Genomic DNA, 18,909 nt, shown 5'->3' with positions numbered 1-18,909 from the left:
AGCCAGATGATCCGTTTTCGTGATCGCCATGCTCCGCTGAGGGAGGTCAAATTTTACACAGACGCTGACATAACCTGGTATAGCTGGGACGGAGGACACGCAAACTGGGGTCCGGAAAACAGAAGTTTCGCCTGCTTGATTTTTGGTAGCGAAGACCTCTACATGATGTTCCACGCTGATGCTGCAGACAGGACATTTGAAGTGCCGCCGGCAAGAAAGGGCAGACGCTGGCGTGTCGCGATCGATACATCGAAGAACTCCCCCGACGACGCTGCCGAACCCGGGAAAGAAAAGCTTTTGAAACCTCAGGACCAATGCGTACTGGCAGCCCGCTCAATGGTCATCCTGATATCGCGATAGATTTCTCAGTTGCGCCACACCGGGTAAAGCCCTGAGTCACTTTAAAAATAATTACAAACAGATTATACTTAAGCGTACAAACCGTGCTCGCAAGGAGGTGTGTCACGTATGTCTCCCTATTCAGACCTGGTTAAAGAGCATTTTCAGAATCCGCGCAACAGAGGAAAAGTAGAGGATTTCGACGGCATCGGAGAGGTGGGCAACCCGGTTTGCGGCGACATGACCACAATAACCATAAAGGTGAGGGAAGGACGACTGGCTGACGTCAGGTTCGAGACGCTGGGCTGCGGCGCTGCAGTTGCCGTATCGAGCATTGTCACTGAGAAAGCGAAGGGTAAAACCCTTGACGAAGCCTTGCAGATCAATGCAAAAACGCTCGCGACAGACCTCGGAGAGCTGCCGAAGAACGAACTCCACTGTTCACACCTTGGGCCCGAAGCCCTCCACAAGGCGATCATGAATTACCTGGATCGTCAGGCCGGAAGAATCAGGAAGGAACGGGGGGGTAAAGACGAGCATGTTCACGCAAAGGACACCCACTGCCGCTGCCCTTATTGTGAACACGAAGTCGCCTCCGGTGCGCCGATCTGCGCCAACTGCGGCAAATCAACGGCGTAGCAGGGCCACCTCCACAACGATGACAGGGGACCGACCGATGATCTATTTGGATAATATATCAGGGACACCGCTTCACGCGGAAGTGAAGCAGGCAATGATAGGCTACATCGATAACGGATACGGCAATCCGACGAGCCAGCATCGTTTGGGGGATGCGGCAGCTGAGGCCCTGGAGAAAGCCCGCAACGATGTGGCGCAGCTCATCAATGCCAATCCGGAGGGGGTGATCTTCACTTCCGGCGGCACCGAGTCCATCAATCACGCTGTCAAGGGCGTGGCCTTTGCACTTGCCGAGAAAGGCAAACACATCATCACATCCAATATTGAGCACCAGGCAGTGCTCCGCTCCGTGCGCATGCTGATGCACCTCGGATATGATGTAACGTCCCTTCCGGTGGACGAATACGGATTGGTCGATCCGAAGGATGTTGAGAAAGCGATCACCGATGAGACCATCCTTGTCAGCATCATGCATGCAAACAACGAGATCGGGACCCTCGAGCCCATAGCAGAGATCGGCGAGATTACGAAGAAGAGAGGCATAACCTTTCACAGCGATGCAGTCGCATCCGGCGGAGTAGTGCCGACGGACGTCAACGAGTTAGGGGTTGACCTGCTGAGCATAGCTGCGAATCAATTCTACGGCCCTGCAGGCGTGGGGGCCCTCTATGTCCGCCCCGGAACCAAAATCATTCCACTTCTGGACGGAGGCATCCAGGAACAGAATCTCAGGGCCGGTGCACACAACATGATAGGCATCGTAGGCATGGGTAAGGCAGCAGAGCTGGCAAAGAGAGAAATGTCATCGAGGCTGGAGCATCTCAACCAGGTCAAGAAGAGATTCCTGGAACGCCTTTCAACTATCGATGAGATAATCATCAACGGCCATCCCACCAAAAGCCTGCCAAACCTGATCTCGTGCTCAGTGAAGTATGTGGAAGGGGAATCGCTGGTGCTGATGCTGGACGAGGAGGGGATTTGCGTTTCCACCCGGTCGGCATGCGCCACAGGTTCGTTGCGGGCCTCACACGTGCTTGTCTCCTGCGGCCGCGACTACATGACGACCCAGGGCACGCTTATCTTCTCCTTCGGCATAGAAAATACCCTGGAGGAAGTGGATGTCGTTTTCGGTGCGCTCAAGAAATCTGTAGACTTCCTGCGGAGCATGTCTCCGTTCTACAATAAAAAAAGCAGCTGAAGGAATGCCTCAAGCGCATGCACGTCAAGGATCTGAATGATGCCGAGGAATTCATAGCCAGTGACGAGTCGCTCCTCAGGCAACTCATCCACCCCGAGAAGATGGATGTGGCATGCCGCTACAGCCTCTGCTATGCCCGCGTAAAACCCAGTCAAGTGACAAAGCCCCACAGGCTGCGGTCCACCGAGGTCTATTATATCCTCGAGGGAAAAGGAGTCATGACCATCGATGAGGAATCGCGACCGGTGGAACCAGGTCAGGCAGTCTACATCCCTCCTCACTCGACACAGCATATCCAGAATACCGGGCCCTCAGATCTTCTCTTCCTTTGCATCGTAGATCCTGCCTGGCGATCAGAAGACGAAGAGATGGTGTAATGTCATAGAAGCAGAAGGAAGTGACTCCCAAGAATACAATGAAAGGTGATTCACCAGAAAAAGCAAAGGCGGAAACGCCCAACCGTGCCGTGACAGATGTGACTGAGCATGAGGAAACGTTCAGGCTCACCTTTGACCAGTCGCCTGTCGGGGCCGCCATTCTCGACGCAACGAACGGCCTCTTCACAAGGACGAATACAGCCTTTTGCCGTTTCACGGGTTACACAAGCGAGGAACTGACACGGTTTACCTTCAAGGACCTCACGTACCCGGACGATCTCCCATCCAGCATGGAGCAGACGCGCAAGGTGCTTGCCCGGGAAATCAACGGGTTCGAGATGGAGAAGCGCTACCTCCGCAAGGATGGCTCTCTTGCGTGGGGACGTCTTTCTGTGCGAGCTATCACCGACCGATCCGGAAACATTCGCTACACGCTGGCAATGATCCAGGACATCACGGCAGCCAAGGACGCCGAGTTGCACCTCCGCGAAAGCGAAGAGGCTGTGAAGTCCCTGCTCAATGCCACGAGTGATCTGGCCGTACTCATCGACACGAAGGGTAAGATCATTGCCGCCAATCGGGTCTTTGCCCATCGTCTCGGCAAACAACCGGAAGAGTTGATTGGTCAAACTGTGTTTCAATTCTTCCCTGAAGAGGCGGCCGCTTTCAGGCAGTTGCAGCTCCAGAAAGTACTGGTCACCGGTGAACCCTTACTTTTCGAAGACACATCGTCGGATGGACGCTCACTCGACGTGTGCGGCTACCCTCTTCTTGATTCAGAACGTAAGGTAACAAGAATCGCAGTCTACGCGAGAGACATTACCGAAACTAAAGAGGTCATTCGGGCGCTGGCAGAAAGCGAAGCCAAGTTCAGGCAGATCTTCGACAGCATCCATGACGGCATCGCAGTGTGGGATGTTACCACGTTTGAACTCATTGATGCGAACAAACGGTTCTGCGAAATGTATGGGTACAGTCTTGAAGAGCTCAAGAGTTTGCCCCTCGGCAGCCTGTCTGCAGGTGAATCCCCGTCTGAAAGAGAACGACGCCTGAGCGCCCATTACACCCTGGCAAACGAGGGACTGTCGAGACTTTTTCAAGCTGAAGCCATGAGAAAGGACGGGAGCACCTTCTGGGTGGAGGTAAACGTTAAACGCATATTCATGGGAGGCAGGGAATCGCTTCTCGCTGTGGCCCGCGATATCACTGAGCGACGGGCAGCAGAAGAGGCTCTGCGGGAGAGCGAAAGCAGATTCAGATACCTTTTCGACAGTGTGCGCGACGGCATTGCAGTCCGTGATGCTCAGACCCTTGAGCTTCTCGATGTGAATCGCCGATTCTGCGAGTTGTGGGGCTACGGATTTGAGGAACTCAAAGTTTTGCCGCTGGGAAGCCTCGGTGCCGGGGAGTCTGTGGAGGAGCGGCGTGCGCGCCTTATGACCTATTATGAGCAAGTCAGCAAGGGTACGCCGGCTCTCTACGAGTGGGCAGCAAGAAGAAAAGACGGGAGCACGTTCTGGGTGGAATTGAACGGCACGAAGATCACTATGGGCAACCGGGACTGTCTGCTCCTGGTCATCCGTGACATCACTGAGCGACGTAAAGCGCAAGAGGCGTTGAGGGGCAGTGAAGAGGCAGCCCTGAGACTTGCACAGGAGACCGCGGTCATCGCTGAGCTCGGCCGTATCATGAACTCAAGTCTCGACCTTGAAGAGGTGTACGAGCGTTTTGCCGAAGAGGTGCGCAAGCTGATTCCTTTTGATCGGATATTGATCAATCTCATTAACAAGCAGGATGGCACTCTCACCACGGCTTACACCGCGGGCATGGTAGTGGAGGGGAGAATAAAAGGAGTCGTCTTGCCTATCGAGGGCAGCATCACCGAGCAGATGCTGCACACGGGTGCGCCCGTAATCATAGAATCAGAGTCCGTTGGAGAGGTGCTCGATCGCTACCCGTCACTCATCTACGCCTTCGAGGCGGGCCTTCACTCCAGGCTCTCCGTACCCTTACTGACGCGTGGAGAGGTGATCGGAAGTCTGGCTCTCTGGTCGAAACAGCCACACGCGTACAGGGAAAGAGAGGCCCGGTTGGCAGAGAATGTTGCCAGCCAGATTGCCGGCACGGTCTCCAATGCGGAGCTCTTCCGTGAACGGAGTCGCGCTGAGGAGGCCCTGCGCGTCAGTGAAGAAGGCTACAGAAGCCTCGTCGAAACATCGCCTGATGCTATTTTCCTCCACGACGGGGGGAAATTCCTGTATGTAAACCCGGCGGCAGTCCGCCTGTACGGCGCTCTCAGCGCGAAGGAAATGTACGGCCTCAACGCGTTCGACATTATTCATCCGGACGACAGAGAGTCGATACAGAACCGGACGCATTTCATTATGACAACAGGTTTGCCCGTCCCTCTCAAAGAGATAAGGATTGTGCGTCGCGACGGCTCGACCGTCCACGTCGAGGCGACTGCGGCAATTTCTTACTACCAGGGCAAGAAAGTTATCCAGGTAATACAAAGAGATATAACGGAACGCAAGCGTGCCGAAGAGAAGATCAAGGCATCGCTGGCGGAGAAAGAGGTGCTCCTGAAAGAGATTCACCATCGTGTAAAAAATAATCTCCAGATAATATCGAGCCTCCTCTATCTGCAATCGACCAGAACTGATCACACGGAGGCCGTCTCCGCTCTTCAGGAGAGCCGGACCCGCATCAAATCGATGGCTCTCATCCATGAGCGGCTGTACGCATCGCCCGATCTCGCCAGCGTAGACATGGGCAAGTACACCAAGAATCTGGTGTCAGACCTGCAGCAGTCCTACCTGCCTGAGGATGGTCACATCAGGCTCAGGCTCAATCTCGAAGCTATCAGTCTGGGCATAAATGAGGCGATACCCTGTGGACTCATTATTAATGAACTGGTCTCCAACGCGCTGAAGCATGCCTTTCAGAAAGGTCAACCAGGAGAGATCAAGGTTGAACTGAAGAGAACGGAAACAAAGCAGGTCAGACTGATCGTCAGCGACAACGGCATCGGCTTTCCGCAAGAGATAGATTTCAGAAAATCGCCATCCCTGGGGCTGACACTAATAAATTCGCTGGTCGATCAGCTCAACGGGACAATCCGCCTCGATCGAGGAAACGGCACCACGTTCACAATCACGTTCGGATCGTAATCACCCCGCCAAAGCCCACGCTTCATCCCTTGCCTGCCCGTCCCATCCCACCTCAGCCGGTTTCAGCGCTTCACATTGCAAAATAGTTTACTTTTCCTGCAACATCGTATTATACATGTTGCGGAATCCTGCCGATGAGTAAGTCTTCTCTCACAACCGGTCCGGCACAGGCCGCGTCTGAGCCCAGGCACCTCGAGCATGCCTGGCTCATGGTTGCATGCGCCTGGCTGCTGGGCTTTGCCATGTACGCGCCTATGCTCTGCATACCGCCCATAGCTCATATCATTACGGCGAAACTCCTCGTGGGCAACGCTGCGGTGGGTCTGCTTTTTGCCGTACCGGTTACTGCGCTGATCGCGCTCGCCATACCGAGCGGGTTTCTCGCGGACCGACTCGGTACACAAAAAGCTGTCGGCATCGGCGCTGTGGTAATGGCAGCGGGAAGCCTATTGCGCGGGATCTCAACGAGCTTTAGCGAGCTCATGATCTTCACGATTATCTACGGAGTCGGCTTCAGTATAATCTACCCCAACCTGCCCAAGCTTGTGGGACTGTGGTTTCCACGGGAGAAGGTGGGTCTCGCAACCGGGGTCTATTCAACCGGCATAACCACAGCCGGTGCTGTAGCGCTCGCAATTACGCTGCCCCTTATCTATCCTCTGACAAACAGCATCCAGGGCACCTTCGTTATATGGAGCATCCCTTCAGTGGCTGCGGCCGTCCTGTGGTGGCTCGTCGCCAAAGACCCGCCCGTCACAAATAGCCCTCTTGCTCAGACAGCGCAAAGAATGCGCACGCACACCTCCTCCTATTCCCTCTGGAAAGACAAGAATATGTGGTATATCGCTCTTCTACTCTTTTTTAACGATATCCATTTCTATATATGGTCGGGATGGAGCCCGGCAATATTCATTATGAAAGGCGCGTCTCCGGAGTTGGCCGGATTGATGGCATCATGCAGGGGATGGGCGGGCTTTCCGGTAATCTTCCTGATGCCCTGGGCGTCGTACAAAGTCGGGTTGAGGAAACCATTCATGTGGGGCTCCGCACTCCTTCTCGCCCTCACCTCATGGGCTGCCATATACATACCTGTCCCGCTTGGCTGGCCCTTGATGGTGCTCGTGGGCGTTGCTACGAGCGGCACCTTTTCTATGACACTTGCGCTTCCCCTGGAACTGCTGCCTAACGAATTTGCGGGTATTGCTACCGGTACCGTGCTGTCCATCGGGTACATCGGTGGACTTCTGGGGCCCTGGCTCGCAGGCCGGATCGCTGATGCCACCGGAAGCTTCAATCTCGCACTGGTTGTTCTTGCGGTTACCGGTATCCTATGGGCAGTCGTAGCCCTCCTGATCCCGGAGAGCGGCCGCAGGGCCCGCGAAGGCACATAACGCCACTCTCTTACCATCAGAAGGTTCCCGTTCATACAGGCCGGTCGTTTCCTGCGAAACAGGACTTTCCTTCTTCCCCGGTTGCTTTATTCTTCAGCATAGCCGTTCGTGTTTGCTGGTTAAACTATACTTTGCAGGGCCACAATGATTTTTGACATTGCCTAGCATTTTACGCCCCATTGACCTTTAGCTTGAAAATGCATATATTACTCGCCTACCGAACTTGTCTATTCCTCATCGAGAGCAATTGGAGGTTGTGGTCAGATGAAACTGTTCCTTTGTGCTTTAGTGGTGTTGTCATTATCAACCTTCTCGGTTTTCCCCTCTTTATTGTCCGGGGCGGAGCCAAAAAACCCACCCGGCGCGTCCACCGGCGTGCCAGCAGCCGATAAGGCTCCGACATACCCCTCCATGCCCGGACCCGGCAAGAAGGTCCCGATGGAAGGGGGTTACTACCTGACGTACGGCTTCGACAAGAAACCGAAGCTGGGCACGGTGATCATGAAGGTCGAGATTTTCACGGCAGACGGTAAAAAGACCACCTCCGTTGAGGCAAAGGCAGATGCTGGTATGCCTTCCATGAAAGGCGCGCACGAGACCGGAGAGAAGACTTTCGCGGTCTCCAAGAAAGGCGACTACCTTCTGCCCATAAATATCGTAATGCCCGGGGATTGGGAAGTACGACTTTCTATCCTCAAAGATGGGAAGGTGATCTTCAGAGGCAGATACAATTTCGATGTGTAGGATTCTGGCCACCTGCCTGGCCTTTCTATCACTCACAACTGCGCTGTGCGCTTCTGACCATCTTCTCTACTTCGAGGCGCAGGGAATCGGCGGCTATTCCACGGAGCAGAAGAAGACTATCTACTATTCTCAGAACCCGGACGCTGAGATGCAGAAGCCGAGCGTAGGCTTCGACTACCTGCAACGCTTCTCTGGTGAAACCGGTGACTGGGCAAGCTTCGCGCTGCAGGGACGCTTTGCCGTGACAGTCAACGGTACCAATGGCGCCGATAGCTATCAGTTGGAGCCGCAGGTATACAACGCGTACTTTAAGGTTAAGACTCCCGATGGCGGACCCTATGTCTGGGCCGGTCATAACCGTCCTGCTTTCGGGCTCGGTTCTTACCTGGACAGCCATGCCCTGCTGCTTCGCACCCTTGCGATTCAGGGCTTCGGCTACGACAGGGACTGGGGAGTCGGGCTATATAAGGACTTCTCATGGGGTGATATTTCGGCTACGCAGACAACCGGCTCAGGTATGCCTGTGTACACGAAGGGCAACAACATGAGCGCTGCCAGGATCTCCTGCGGCGTGTTGAGCCGTGATAACTACAACGTAGGTTTTTCCCTGGGCTACGGCAGGACCCTCGATACCATGGGTTACAAGCTATTACAGCCTGATCCCGAGAATATGCGCCTTGTTGGAGTCGATGCGGCATTCTTGTGGAACAGGTTTGAGCACCGCTTTGATTTGCTCGGGGGAGAATGGCTCGGTCAGAATACGTATGCAGGGCTCTACCGCTTCGGCATTAACCTGGATCAGGAGAACAGATACAAGCTGGAATTCCAGCCTGCGTGGTGGAAGTACGGCGATGAAAGGAATTTTCAGGGATCAGTCTGTTTCTCAAGCTTAGTCACATCAAGCTTAACCCTCCGCGTCATGTACACCTACAATGATAACCCCAGTGACAACAGGGTTGTCTTCCAGTTTTATTACTATACGCCAATATGAAAAAAGAATGGATGGACGCGAAAATGAGAAGAAAAGAAAATAAGTTCGTCGCTGTTCTGAAACTGTTTGCCCCGGGGTTCCTCATCGTTCTCGCGATCTGCACGTCGGGCTGGGCCGCGGTGGGCTGCGATCTAAACGACCCGGACCGTGATGTAGCAAGGCTCTTTCCGGAATCCACCGGCTACAAGACAATTTATACTTCGATCCAGAAAATCGGCGGGCAGAAGCTGTTCGAGACTGTGGAGGCGCGTCTCGGTGATAAGTTCAAAGGCATCTATGAGACTATCGATGTTCCGTATACGATTTATGAAATCTATGCGGGCAAGAAAAAAGTCGGCTACATACACGGCGTCAATGAGAAAGGTCAGTTCGGAGGCATCCAGGTATTTCTTGTTCTCGACCTCAATGGAACAATAAAAGGCTTCTATATCCAGAAGATGACGAGCCAGTATGCGGGGAAACTGCGCGATGCGAACTTCGGCAAGCAGTTTGTCGGCCTGACGCTGAAAGATTTCGACCAGTATAATGTGGCTTCAGGAAAAGGATCCGGGAAGGTCGAGGCTATAAAGAATCCGGCTCCGGAGGCGGAGACTGATTTCAAGGCTGCACTCAGAGCTACGAAGAAGAATCTCATTCTCATGGATGAGTTCGTTTTTTCCGCAAAAGCGGGAGCATCAACGCAGGAGGTACCCAAGAAATGATCACGAAGTTTCAGGTGGCTTACAAAAATCTGTTGCGAAAAAAAGTACGCAGCCTGCTCACGCTGACGGGCATTGCGGTTTCTGCGTGGGTGCTTGTAAGTCTTTTGGGTTTTAACAAAGGCTACGAAACATCCCTCGATAAAGACATAGACAACATGGGCTTTCAGTTGATGGTCATGGCCAAGGGCTGCCCCTATGAGGCCGCCACCTTGATGCTGAAAGGCGGTACAGGACTCAAATACATGGAAGAGTCTATTGTAAAGGATGTGGCCAAAGAGGCTGAGGTGGAGAAGATCACGCCGATTCTCATGTCAGCCGTCTTCGACCCGAATAAGGGTGAAAACGGGGGCATAGCAGCATACTTCGGCATCGAGCCGAAGAGCTTTGCTGAAATGAAGCCCTTTCTCAAATTCAAACAGGGCGGCTGGTTCAAAAGCAGCGAAGGCAATGAGGCTGTCATGGGTTACGAGGCTGCAGAACTCGAACAGCGTGAGGTAGGAGACATGATCCTCATGCCCGAGAAAAATGTCCAGTTCAAAGTGGTGGGCATACTTGAAAGGTCAGGCACGCAGGACGACGGAACAATATTTGTGCCGCTCAAGACAACGCAAAAGATCTTTAACAGGCCGACCGAGATTACCACGATCGGCATCAAGCTAAAGAAAGGCGTTGACAGCGCCCGGCTCGAAGAGAAGCTGTATCAGCTCCCGGATGTTCAGATAGTCAGCCTCGCGCAGGTGAAAGATACCATTATGAAACTCATTTCCACAGCGCAGGTCATGGTGCTCTCAATAGCCAGCATAGCCATTCTTATTGCGATAGTCGGCGTGATCAACACGATTCTCACATCCGTGTGGGAGAGATTCCAGGAGATAGGCATTCTCAAAACCGTCGGCGCCATGCCATGGGACATATTCAAACTGGTCTGGATCGAGACCATTATTCTCTGCACTGCCGGAGGTATCCTGGGCATCATCTTCGCACTCATTCTCTCGAGAGTTACTGACATGGCGATGCGCGCTGTTCTGCCTTATGCCCCGAGCGGTGGGCTGGTGATCATAGATTTCAAATTAATCCTGACCACCCTCCTCGGCATCATCTGCATAGGCCTCCTCAGCGGCGTATACCCCGCGTGGAAGGCAGGCAGGATCAGGCCTCTCGAGGCGATCAGAGGGGAGGCCTCGAGATGAGTGAGAATTCTGTAGCAATGGAAGCAAGAAACCTGACAAGAGTCTACCACCGGGGTGCCGAGGAAATCAGAGCCGTAAACGACATCACCGTCGCAATAAAGAAAGGTGAGTTCGTTTCGATCATTGGGCCGTCAGGTTCAGGGAAGACCACAATGGTAAACCTTTTGGGCTGCCTCGACAACCCGACCTCCGGTGAGCTTCTCCTCGGAGGCCGTGCGATATTCGGCAAAGGCAAACGCCTATCCGAGCGCGAACTGACCAAGGTCCGCAGGGAGACCTTCGGTTATATTTTTCAAAATTTTTATCTCATCCCGACGCTGTCTGTGAAGGAGAATGTGGTACTCCCACTCACCTTTTACCGGAAACCGGCAACAGAGCCCGAAGCAGACAAACTGCTCGGCCTTCTCGGAATAGGACACCGGAAGGATCACCTGCCTGGCCAGATTTCCGGCGGTGAGATGCAGAGGGTGGCAATAGCCAGGGCCATGGTCAACAGACCAGAGATACTCCTCGCGGATGAGCCGACGGGCAATCTCGACACCAAACGGTCGGGAGAGATCGTCGAGGTCCTCAAGACGCTTAACAGAAATGAGGGTCTCACGATAATCATGGTCACACATAACCCGGAATTGGCGCGCTATGCGGACCGGATACTCGAGATGAAGGACGGCCGGATTCGCCAGGTTGAGGAAGGAACTCACAGCCCTTCCATGCAAGCAGCATCGCAAAGTATCTAAATACACGAGAGTCGGTACATGATTTAGACCTTACGGGGGCCTTATGAGAACTACGCTTTCGATTGTGTTTACACTCTGCATCATCGCCTCTTCATTCGCAGCAGGAGCTGCAGATATGATGCACAGCCAGAAAGAAAGGTGTGCGGTCTGCGGCATGCCTACTGCGATGTTCCCGAAATGGATTTCGAAGATCGAGTTTAAGGATGGTACCAACGCGATATTCGACGGCCCGAAGGATATGTTCAAATATTATCTTGACGTCAAGAAATACAATCCGCAAAAAAGGCAGGCTGATATAACGGCCATTTCTGTAAAAGATTACTACTCGGGGGAATCGATCAACGCGCAGAATGCATTCTATATCATCTGGAGCGATGTCCTCGGGCCCATGGGTCACCAACTCGTTCCCTTTGAAAAAGAAGCTGATGCGAAGAAGTTTTTGAATGAGCACAAGGGGAAGGAAATTGTGCGGTTCAAAGACGTTAACATGAAGTTAATCACATCACTCGACAACCCACCTTGATAACAGGTTAAGATTGAGGTTGAGGTTCAGGCAAAGAATCGATCAAAATCTGCAGTAGATTTGGTGCAAATCACGTCTGCATTTAAGAGATAGGCTTTCCGTACCGATTTGGATTCAAGATGCTTACCGTCGCCACCCGCGAACATGAATACAGTTCCGCGCGGGTACCCGGCTAAATCAGATCAGTGCACGACGGCGTACCTTGCGGCACGTCGCGGAACCAACAGTTTGTGCGGGGCACCCGGGCGCTCCAAAACTTTGATACCCGGGTCGCCCAACGAAGGTAGGCGCTTGAAGGCAAAATCGGTACTAGGGGAGCATGCCGCGCTTGATGATCTCCAGACGCCGCAGCAGGTACGCGTGCTTGGTCTCGTCCTTCAGCAGGTAATCGAGCAGATACTCCTGCACCACCATGCGCTTACCCTTGAGCGCGGGAAGTAACTTCTTTACCGTATCGATCATCTTCTCTTCAAGCTCGATATGGCTCTCGATCATCGTCCACACTTTTCTCAGCTCGTCGGGCGTGAAGGAAACAGTTGCGCTCTCCATGCTCTCCGCAACCCACTTCTCCACGTTGTGGTGCATCTGTGAATCACGCTGGATAATCTCCATGATCAGGCGTATGATCGGATTCGTCGTCTTCTCGATGATGCGCCCCGTGGAGGCAAGAGATGCATCCTCCATCTTCTGCCATTGCTTCATCGCATCAGCGATCCGGGACTGCAGATCTCTTACCTTCCCTCTTTTCTCCATTATTCCTCCCCTTTCCATCCCTCTCCTCGTGACCCATGCCCAGTGACCCGTGACCCCTGCCTTTTCGCCCACTCTATAATTTCCTGCACCATCGCGTTTATAGTGGCCTCATTAGGTAGTATATGCACTTCCAGCCCGCTTTTCTCAATCGTCTTTTTAGTTACCGGACCGATGGCGGCAATCGCAACCTTTTGAAGCATCGGCAGTGCGTCGCGCCCCACGATATCCAGAAAATTTGTAAATGTAGCGCCGCTCGTGAAGGTCGCCACCGATATGCGGCCCTCAAGGAGAAAGCGCTTCATCAGCTTGCCGTGCCTTTCAGATTTTACGCTCCGGTACGCAGCCGGAGTTTCTATCTCTCCGCCCAATGAGCGTATCTGCGCCGGAAAAAGTTCACGAGCCTCCTCGGCCCTCGGCAGCAGAAACCGCACACCCTTAAGACTTCCTGTGCTTGGGCCTGAGAGACGTAGAAACGCTTTTGAAAGCCCTTCTGCGTTGAATTCGTCTGGTACGAGTTCCACCTTCATCCCGTAAACCGCGAGAGCCTCTGCGGTCTTCGATCCCACCGCGCAGAGCCGGATCCCTTTCAGGTCTCTCACGTCGCGTCCTTTGCTCAGGAACCTCCCCATGAAATAGCGCACGCCGTTGGCGCTGGTGAAGACAAGCCAGTCGTATGTTTCAATCCTCGCTATCGCTTGGTCTAGAGCTCTGTAGCTCTTCGGAGCGACCGTCTTGATGGTGGGGAACTCAAAAATCTCTGCGCCCATCTCTTCAAGCGGTTCATAATCGGCTGTATACTCCCGCGTAATCAAAATACGATGACCGAAGAGGGGCTTCTTTTCATACCATGCAAGGGATTCTCTGAGCCGCACCACGTCCCCCACTACCATGACTGCCGGAGACCCGATATTACTCTCCTTCTGCAGACCGCCGATTGTCTCCAGCGTACCAACGACTACTTTTTGATCGGGCCTGGTTCCCCAGCGAATCAGTGCAGCCGGTGTTTCGGGAGGCTTGCCGTTATCTATGAGGTTCCGGCTTATGGCCGAAACGTTCCTGGCAGCCATAAGAAAAACGAGCGTGTCGTAACTCTTCGCAAGCCCCGACCAGTAAATGGAACTCCGCGTCTTTGTGGCTGCCTCATTCCCCGTAATCACTGCAAACGAGGAAGCATGGTCCCTGTGTGTCAAGGGTATGCCTGCACACGCCGGAACAGCGGTGATCGAGCTGACACCGGGCACAATTTCGAAAGGGATGCCTGCCCGGGCGAGAACCTCAGCCTCTTCACCGCCCCGTCCGAAAACAAAGGGGTCGCCGCCTTTCAGGCGACAGACGGTCTTTCCTCGAGATGCGCGTCCGATGAGCGCTTCGTTGATCTCATCCTGGGTCATGGCGTGGTGGCCGCCACGCTTGCCCGCGTAAATAAATTCTGCTTCCCCTCTTATCCGGTTGAGCACCTGGGCGTTGATGTGAAAATCGTAGATGACGACGTCCGCCCGTTGCAGACACCTGAGTCCCTTGATCGTCATCAGCCCGATGTCACCGGGCCCGGCGCCGACGAGATAGACCTTCCCTTTTTTCACCTGCTCTTATCCTACCCGCCGCTCTCTGCCCTTCCAGTATTTCTCCCTCAACTCCCGCTTCAGTATTTTGCCCTGGGGATTCTTCGGTAATTCCTTTACAAACTCCACTGACTTCGGCGCTTTGTAGCGCGCGAGGTTCTGCTTACAAAAATTCATGACCTCCTCGGCGGTAGCCGGCTGTCCTTCTTTCAAGATAATGACCGCGTGCACCCGCTCCACCCAGACATCATCAGGAAGACCAATTACGGCCGCCTCCTGAACTGCAGGGAAACGGTAGAGCACCTCTTCCACTTCCCGCGGATAGACGTTCTCTCCTCCCGTCACTATCATGTCTTTCTTCCTGTCGACAATATAGATGTACCCGTTCTTGTCATAGAACCCCATGTCGCCTGTGTGGAGCCATCCGCCCGCCATAGCCTCCTTCGTCTCCTCGGGTTTGCGCCAGTACTCACGCATCACTTTCTTGCTCTGCACGATTATCTCCCCTGTAGTATTGGGCGGCACATCCTTATCATTCTCGTCCACGATCCTAACGTGTACATTAAGACAGGGCTGGCCGCAGGAAGCCAATATCTCTTGCTCTTTGGGCGTCTTGTCGAGCACGTTATGCGCTCTCTTATTGAAGAACGTAATGTCGGGTCCCGACTCCGACTGGCCGTAGCCCTGCATGAATATCGAGCCGAATTTCTTCATACCCCTTCTCAGGAGTTCCACAGGCATGGGCGAGGCAGCATACCATATGCGCTTGAGACTGCTGAGGTCGTATCTCTCGACGTCAGGCACTGCCAACATGGCCACGAGCTGGGTGGGCACAATATGAATGTCCGTCGCCTTTTCGTCCTGAATGGCCTTGAGCGTCGCCGGGGGATCGAAGGACCTCTGTGGCATGATCACGTTGCTCCCGCCCCCATAATAGAAGGCCCAGAAGTGGCTATGACCTCCGATATGAAAAAGAGGAAGCACCATGATGTGCTTGTCGCCCGCCTCGGCCCCCAACTGGCTCATCTTGACGAGCGCATTATCCATAGTGCGGTTATGCGTGTATAGAGCCCCCCGCGGCACACCGGTTGTCCCGCTGGTGTAAAAGATCAGAAGGGGATCGTCTTCCTTGATGTCGACGTCCGGCTCTTCTTTGGAGCCCTTGGCCAGAAGGTCAGGATAGTAGATCATGTTGTCGGCCGGCTTTTCCAGGGCAACGTACTGTTTGACACCGGGAAAACGATCCTTGAGGGAAGAAATGGTCTCCACCAGTTCCGGGCCGACAAAGAGCGTATTCACTTCCGAATAGTTGACCAGGTACTCGATCTCATTTGCCAAGAGCCTTGGGTTGAACGGCGATATGACGAAACCACCCTTCATTGCGGCCCCGTACACATCCGGATACTCCAGGCAGTTCCAGGAAAAAATACCAATACCGTCACCTTTGCGAACCCCCAACCCGTTGAGCGCATGAATCAACCTGTTTACCCGCTCGTTGTAGCCGGAGAATGTCACCCTTTCCGACTTGTAAATCCAGACTATTTCTCCCCCATACAACAGCGCATTCCGGTACATGATGTCTGCCCATGTTCCGATTCGGTAGCGGCACAATTCTTTCAGCAAAAATTCATCGGCCATTTTCTGTGTCCTCCGTTTTTTTGTTGTACCTTATTATTTGGTCTGCCTGGTCCATGAATCCGGTCCGTGACCAGAACGAAGACCCTGAAGCCTGCTTACTTGTAGGGAACATGCATGATCAGCGGCGTCCTTATAGTGATCGCTCCCTGAGGGCATGTCTGTGCGCACAGATAGCAGTGAAAACATGCCTCGGGGTATGTCACCCCCGGCTTCTTCTTATCTCTTTGCCGTTCATCTTCATCGCTCAGTCCGCCGGTGCCTGTCTCGTCGAAGAATACGTCTTCCGCGCACACATCGACGCACACCCCGCATGCAGTGCATTTCTCGTGATCTATTTCCGGCGGCATTCTCCAACCCCCACGGGATGCGACTTGCTTTTACTATACACCAAACACCACGCAGTTGCACTAGCAGTATGACGCCCTGGCGCACGCTTCCGTCAGCCTACAGATTGACAAGCCGGAATTCTCTTCATTATACTTAACCGTCGGTATAGAGAAGTGTCTGGCAACGCACACAAAAGTGACAATGCGCTATACTGCCGTAAGCAATTTTCCGGCTCACGCCGATCAAATAGGGCGGTCACTCTCGCAAGGAGATAATGGATGCGGCCAAAAAGAACAAGGAAAGACTCGGAGAAGAAGAAAGAGGAAATACTTCGTACTGTGCTGCAGCTTTTTCTCAAGAAGGGATACAACGCAACATCGACGAACGATATCTGTTCGGCTGCGAAACTCGCGAAACCAACACTCTACTACTATTTCGGCAGTAAACGAAACCTTCTTTTTTCTCTGCACGAAAGTCATCTGAATCGCTTTTTGACCCCTTACATTGAGGCAGCCACCGCAATGGAGAATCCCGAAGAGCGACTCTTCTTCATGATCAGGGCCTACACAAAGATGATCTGCGCACAACCGGAACTCAGGTTCCTTATTCACGAGACCCTCGGATTCAAGGACAAGTATTTTCTCCAGGTAAAGAAGGCATGGAAGAACCATTACATCCTTCTCAGAGACACTATTGTAATCCTGCAGCGTAGCGGGCGGGTGGCTCCCACTCTAAAGCCTTCGTGGGCGGCGCTCTTTTTAATCGGCATGATGACGTGGATCACCTTTTGGTTTGATTTCAAGCGCGACGAACAGATTGACGAAATTGCAGAATCAGCCGTGGCTTTTGCGTCTCGCGCGCTGGGCCTGAGAAGCGGCTCAGGCCCTTGAGTTAGCAATGCCTCAAAACGCGTGAGTGAAGTACGCAAGGACACGCCACGTGCCACGGACGTATTCATTGACAACTACCTGGCAGCGTGGTAAATAAGCATGACTTTAATCAAGAGGAGCCGCGGTGAAGATACATTGGCAATCTGGGAAATTTGTTGCGGCCGTGGCGCTGTCTATTCTCCTTCTCGCGTCGTCCTTCCTTCCGTCTGCAAGAGCAGAATATCCTGACAGACCGATCACTATGGACGTGGCTTTTGCCCCCGGCGGCTCGATGGATATGGCCTCACGTGCCATGGCGTCAGCAGCCGAAAAATATCTTGGCAAGCCCATCGTTGTCGACAACAAGGGAGGAGCCGCGGGTACTATTGCGCTGGCGCTGGTAGCAAACGCAAAACCGGATGGCTACACGCTTTGCGCCGGTACAAGCACCGGCATAGTACGCGCACCTCAAATGCAGAAGGTGACGTATAAGCCTTTGAAGAGTTTCACGCCCATAATCGGTTATGCCACGCCGCAGAACGCCATCGTGGTCAAATCGGACGCTCCATGGAAATCCTTGAAGGAACTTCTCGACTACGCCAGGAAGAACCCGAACAAAATCAAATACAGCAGCACGGGCGTGGGGTCCGCCCAGCATCATGCCATGGCCTATTTGGAACACCAGGAGAAGATAAAATGGATACACGTGCCATATAAGGGCACCGCTGACGCAATGACTGCGCTCCTTGGAGGGCATGTCGATGTATGCTCATCCGGGCCGGAGCACGTTCCTTACGCCAGAGCCGGTCAGGTGCGGATCCTTGCATATACGGAGGAAAAGCGGAATCCCAAGCAGCCGGATGTGCCAACGCTCAAAGAACTGGGCTATGATTTCGTAAATGAGACTGTCTTCTCTATTCTGGGACCGGCCGGTCTTCCTGCGGACGTGGTCGCAAAGCTTGAAAGCGCCTTCACCAAAGCGAAGGACAGCCCGGAAGTGAAGACGGTCATGGACAAATTGGATCTGGTGCCGGTCTACTACAATAGTAAGGAGTATGATCGCTTTCTGAAAGAATCGTGGGTAAGGCTCGAAAAGACGCTGAAAGAAACAGGTCTCATTAAAGAGCCGGCTACACAACCGTACTGAAAGATAAGCGACGAAGCGAAGAAGGGATGAAGCGATGATGCGGGCAAACCACTCATTTTGTAGTGCCGCTTATACGCTTCTACGCTTCCTCGCTTCCTCGCTTTAACGCTTCATCGCTTCACCGGAGTTGATGCGTGAACAAACGTGACCTCGTAAGCGGCCTTTTCTGGTTAGCAGCCGCGATCTTTGTGCTCACGCAAGCCCTTGACCTGGGGGTAGGGACGGTCTCCGCACCGGGAGCCGGCTTCGTGCTCTTCTGGTCGAGTGTCCTCTTCGGCCTGCTCTCAATAATCCTTGTGGTAAAGGCTCTTGTGGCTAGCAGCGGGAAACAAGGAATTGCCGAGTTGTGGCACGGGCTGAGCTGGGGTAATGTTGTCATAGCGGTGGTCGCCCTCGTGCTTTACAGTCTCGTTCTCGTGAAAGTGGGCTTCGTCATTGCAACCACAGCTTTCATGGCTGTACTCTACGCCGTGGGTAGAATGAAGGTCTGGGTTGTGGTGGTGAGTGCGCTTGTGACGGTTGCATTGACCTATGCCATTTTCCATTATGCGCTGCAGATCGAGTTCCCAAGGGGGCCTTTCAGATGGTAAAGCAAGACCGGTGTCACAGGGGT

Annotated in this window: 19 protein-coding genes; 15 read left to right on the top strand and 4 right to left on the bottom strand. The window is 53.4% G+C overall.

Features of this window, described 5'->3' with window-relative positions:
• From VMT71_04680 to VMT71_04625, 12 genes are all read left to right on the top strand, one after another.
• Positions 1–360, top strand: a 360-nt coding sequence (locus VMT71_04680) for a hypothetical protein (GenBank protein HVN23241.1), incomplete at its 5' end; no start/stop codon positions are given.
• A gap of 108 nt (positions 361–468) precedes the next feature.
• Entirely contained in the window at positions 469–978 is a 510-nt protein-coding gene (locus tag VMT71_04675) for an iron-sulfur cluster assembly scaffold protein (GenBank protein HVN23240.1), read from the top strand.
• A 37-nt stretch (positions 979–1,015) separates the two neighbouring features.
• Complete coding sequence (locus tag VMT71_04670; protein HVN23239.1) at positions 1,016–2,176, top strand: cysteine desulfurase family protein; 1,161 nt, start codon at positions 1,016–1,018, stop codon at positions 2,174–2,176.
• A gap of 17 nt (positions 2,177–2,193) precedes the next feature.
• A complete protein-coding gene (locus VMT71_04665) occupies positions 2,194–2,553 on the top strand; it encodes a cupin domain-containing protein (protein ID HVN23238.1) in 360 nt (119 codons plus the stop codon).
• Positions 2,554–2,573: 20 nt separating this feature from the next.
• Positions 2,574–5,723: a PAS domain S-box protein gene (locus VMT71_04660; GenBank protein HVN23237.1), complete on the top strand. Its 3,150-nt coding sequence runs from the start codon at positions 2,574–2,576 to the stop codon at positions 5,721–5,723.
• Positions 5,724–5,857: 134 nt separating this feature from the next.
• Positions 5,858–7,114 carry an MFS transporter gene (locus VMT71_04655; protein HVN23236.1) on the top strand — a complete coding sequence of 419 codons (1,257 nt, stop codon included), beginning with the start codon at positions 5,858–5,860 and terminating at the stop codon, positions 7,112–7,114.
• 264 nt (positions 7,115–7,378) lie between these two features.
• The gene (locus VMT71_04650) at positions 7,379–7,858 is read left to right on the top strand and encodes a hypothetical protein (protein ID HVN23235.1); all 480 of its coding nucleotides are present in this window, start codon (positions 7,379–7,381) and stop codon (positions 7,856–7,858) included.
• Complete coding sequence (locus tag VMT71_04645) at positions 7,851–8,849, top strand: hypothetical protein (GenBank protein HVN23234.1); 999 nt, start codon at positions 7,851–7,853, stop codon at positions 8,847–8,849. The genes VMT71_04650 and VMT71_04645 overlap by 8 nt, the downstream gene beginning before the upstream one ends.
• A gap of 23 nt (positions 8,850–8,872) precedes the next feature.
• Positions 8,873–9,550 (top strand): hypothetical protein, encoded by a 678-nt coding sequence (locus VMT71_04640; protein HVN23233.1) that lies wholly within the window; start codon positions 8,873–8,875, stop codon positions 9,548–9,550.
• Positions 9,547–10,740 (top strand): ABC transporter permease, encoded by a 1,194-nt coding sequence (locus VMT71_04635; GenBank protein ID HVN23232.1) that lies wholly within the window; start codon positions 9,547–9,549, stop codon positions 10,738–10,740. Before VMT71_04640 ends, VMT71_04635 begins: the two co-directional genes overlap by 4 nt.
• Positions 10,737–11,477 (top strand): ABC transporter ATP-binding protein, encoded by a 741-nt coding sequence (locus tag VMT71_04630; protein ID HVN23231.1) that lies wholly within the window; start codon positions 10,737–10,739, stop codon positions 11,475–11,477. Before VMT71_04635 ends, VMT71_04630 begins: the two co-directional genes overlap by 4 nt.
• Positions 11,478–11,520: 43 nt before the next feature.
• Positions 11,521–12,000, top strand: coding sequence for a nitrous oxide reductase accessory protein NosL (locus tag VMT71_04625; GenBank protein ID HVN23230.1), 480 nt, complete (start codon positions 11,521–11,523; stop codon positions 11,998–12,000).
• A 309-nt stretch (positions 12,001–12,309) separates the two neighbouring features.
• Here the strand turns inward: VMT71_04625 and VMT71_04620 are convergent, their stop codons facing one another.
• From VMT71_04620 to VMT71_04605, 4 genes are all read right to left on the bottom strand, one after another.
• The gene (locus tag VMT71_04620) at positions 12,310–12,753 is read right to left on the bottom strand and encodes a hypothetical protein (GenBank protein HVN23229.1); all 444 of its coding nucleotides are present in this window, start codon (positions 12,751–12,753) and stop codon (positions 12,310–12,312) included.
• Entirely contained in the window at positions 12,753–14,336 is a 1,584-nt protein-coding gene (cobA, locus tag VMT71_04615; protein HVN23228.1) for a uroporphyrinogen-III C-methyltransferase, read from the bottom strand. Before cobA ends, VMT71_04620 begins: the two co-directional genes overlap by 1 nt.
• 6 nt (positions 14,337–14,342) lie before the next feature.
• Positions 14,343–15,953, bottom strand: a complete 1,611-nt coding sequence (locus VMT71_04610; GenBank protein ID HVN23227.1) for a long-chain-fatty-acid--CoA ligase — start codon at positions 15,951–15,953, stop codon at positions 14,343–14,345.
• Positions 15,954–16,048: 95 nt separating this feature from the next.
• Positions 16,049–16,300: a ferredoxin family protein gene (locus tag VMT71_04605; protein ID HVN23226.1), complete on the bottom strand. Its 252-nt coding sequence runs from the start codon at positions 16,298–16,300 to the stop codon at positions 16,049–16,051.
• 258 nt (positions 16,301–16,558) lie between these two features.
• Between VMT71_04605 and VMT71_04600 the strand changes: the two genes are divergently transcribed.
• From VMT71_04600 to VMT71_04590, 3 genes are all read left to right on the top strand, one after another.
• Complete coding sequence (locus VMT71_04600; protein HVN23225.1) at positions 16,559–17,170, top strand: TetR/AcrR family transcriptional regulator; 612 nt, start codon at positions 16,559–16,561, stop codon at positions 17,168–17,170.
• A gap of 124 nt (positions 17,171–17,294) precedes the next feature.
• Positions 17,295–18,296 (top strand): tripartite tricarboxylate transporter substrate binding protein, encoded by a 1,002-nt coding sequence (locus tag VMT71_04595; GenBank protein ID HVN23224.1) that lies wholly within the window; start codon positions 17,295–17,297, stop codon positions 18,294–18,296.
• A 134-nt stretch (positions 18,297–18,430) separates the two neighbouring features.
• Positions 18,431–18,886, top strand: a complete 456-nt coding sequence (locus tag VMT71_04590; GenBank protein HVN23223.1) for a tripartite tricarboxylate transporter TctB family protein — start codon at positions 18,431–18,433, stop codon at positions 18,884–18,886.
• The last annotated feature ends 23 nt before the right edge of the window (positions 18,887–18,909 follow it).

Source organism: Syntrophorhabdales bacterium, assembly GCA_035541455.1.
GTDB lineage: Bacteria > Desulfobacterota > Syntrophorhabdia > Syntrophorhabdales > WCHB1-27 > JADGQN01.
Note: the sequence above shows the minus strand (reverse complement) of the source record. Positions and strands in the feature narration are given on the sequence as shown.

Bases quoted from the DNA above. Each gene is read 5' to 3' on its own strand.
- VMT71_04675 (HVN23240.1), top strand. From the start codon at position 469: ATGTCTCCCTATTCAGACCTGGTTAAAGAGCATTTTCAGAATCCGCGC.
- VMT71_04670 (HVN23239.1), top strand. From the start codon at position 1,016: ATGATCTATTTGGATAATATATCAGGGACACCGCTTCACGCGGAAGTG.
- VMT71_04665 (HVN23238.1), top strand. From the start codon at position 2,194: ATGCACGTCAAGGATCTGAATGATGCCGAGGAATTCATAGCCAGTGAC.
- VMT71_04655 (HVN23236.1), top strand. From the start codon at position 5,858: ATGAGTAAGTCTTCTCTCACAACCGGTCCGGCACAGGCCGCGTCTGAG.
- VMT71_04650 (HVN23235.1), top strand. From the start codon at position 7,379: ATGAAACTGTTCCTTTGTGCTTTAGTGGTGTTGTCATTATCAACCTTC.
- VMT71_04645 (HVN23234.1), top strand. From the start codon at position 7,851: ATGTGTAGGATTCTGGCCACCTGCCTGGCCTTTCTATCACTCACAACT.
- VMT71_04640 (HVN23233.1), top strand. From the start codon at position 8,873: ATGAGAAGAAAAGAAAATAAGTTCGTCGCTGTTCTGAAACTGTTTGCC.
- VMT71_04635 (HVN23232.1), top strand. From the start codon at position 9,547: ATGATCACGAAGTTTCAGGTGGCTTACAAAAATCTGTTGCGAAAAAAA.
- VMT71_04630 (HVN23231.1), top strand. From the start codon at position 10,737: ATGAGTGAGAATTCTGTAGCAATGGAAGCAAGAAACCTGACAAGAGTC.
- VMT71_04625 (HVN23230.1), top strand. From the start codon at position 11,521: ATGAGAACTACGCTTTCGATTGTGTTTACACTCTGCATCATCGCCTCT.
- VMT71_04620 (HVN23229.1), bottom strand. From the start codon at position 12,753: ATGGAGAAAAGAGGGAAGGTAAGAGATCTGCAGTCCCGGATCGCTGAT.
- VMT71_04610 (HVN23227.1), bottom strand. From the start codon at position 15,953: ATGGCCGATGAATTTTTGCTGAAAGAATTGTGCCGCTACCGAATCGGA.
- VMT71_04605 (HVN23226.1), bottom strand. From the start codon at position 16,300: ATGCCGCCGGAAATAGATCACGAGAAATGCACTGCATGCGGGGTGTGC.
- VMT71_04600 (HVN23225.1), top strand. From the start codon at position 16,559: ATGCGGCCAAAAAGAACAAGGAAAGACTCGGAGAAGAAGAAAGAGGAA.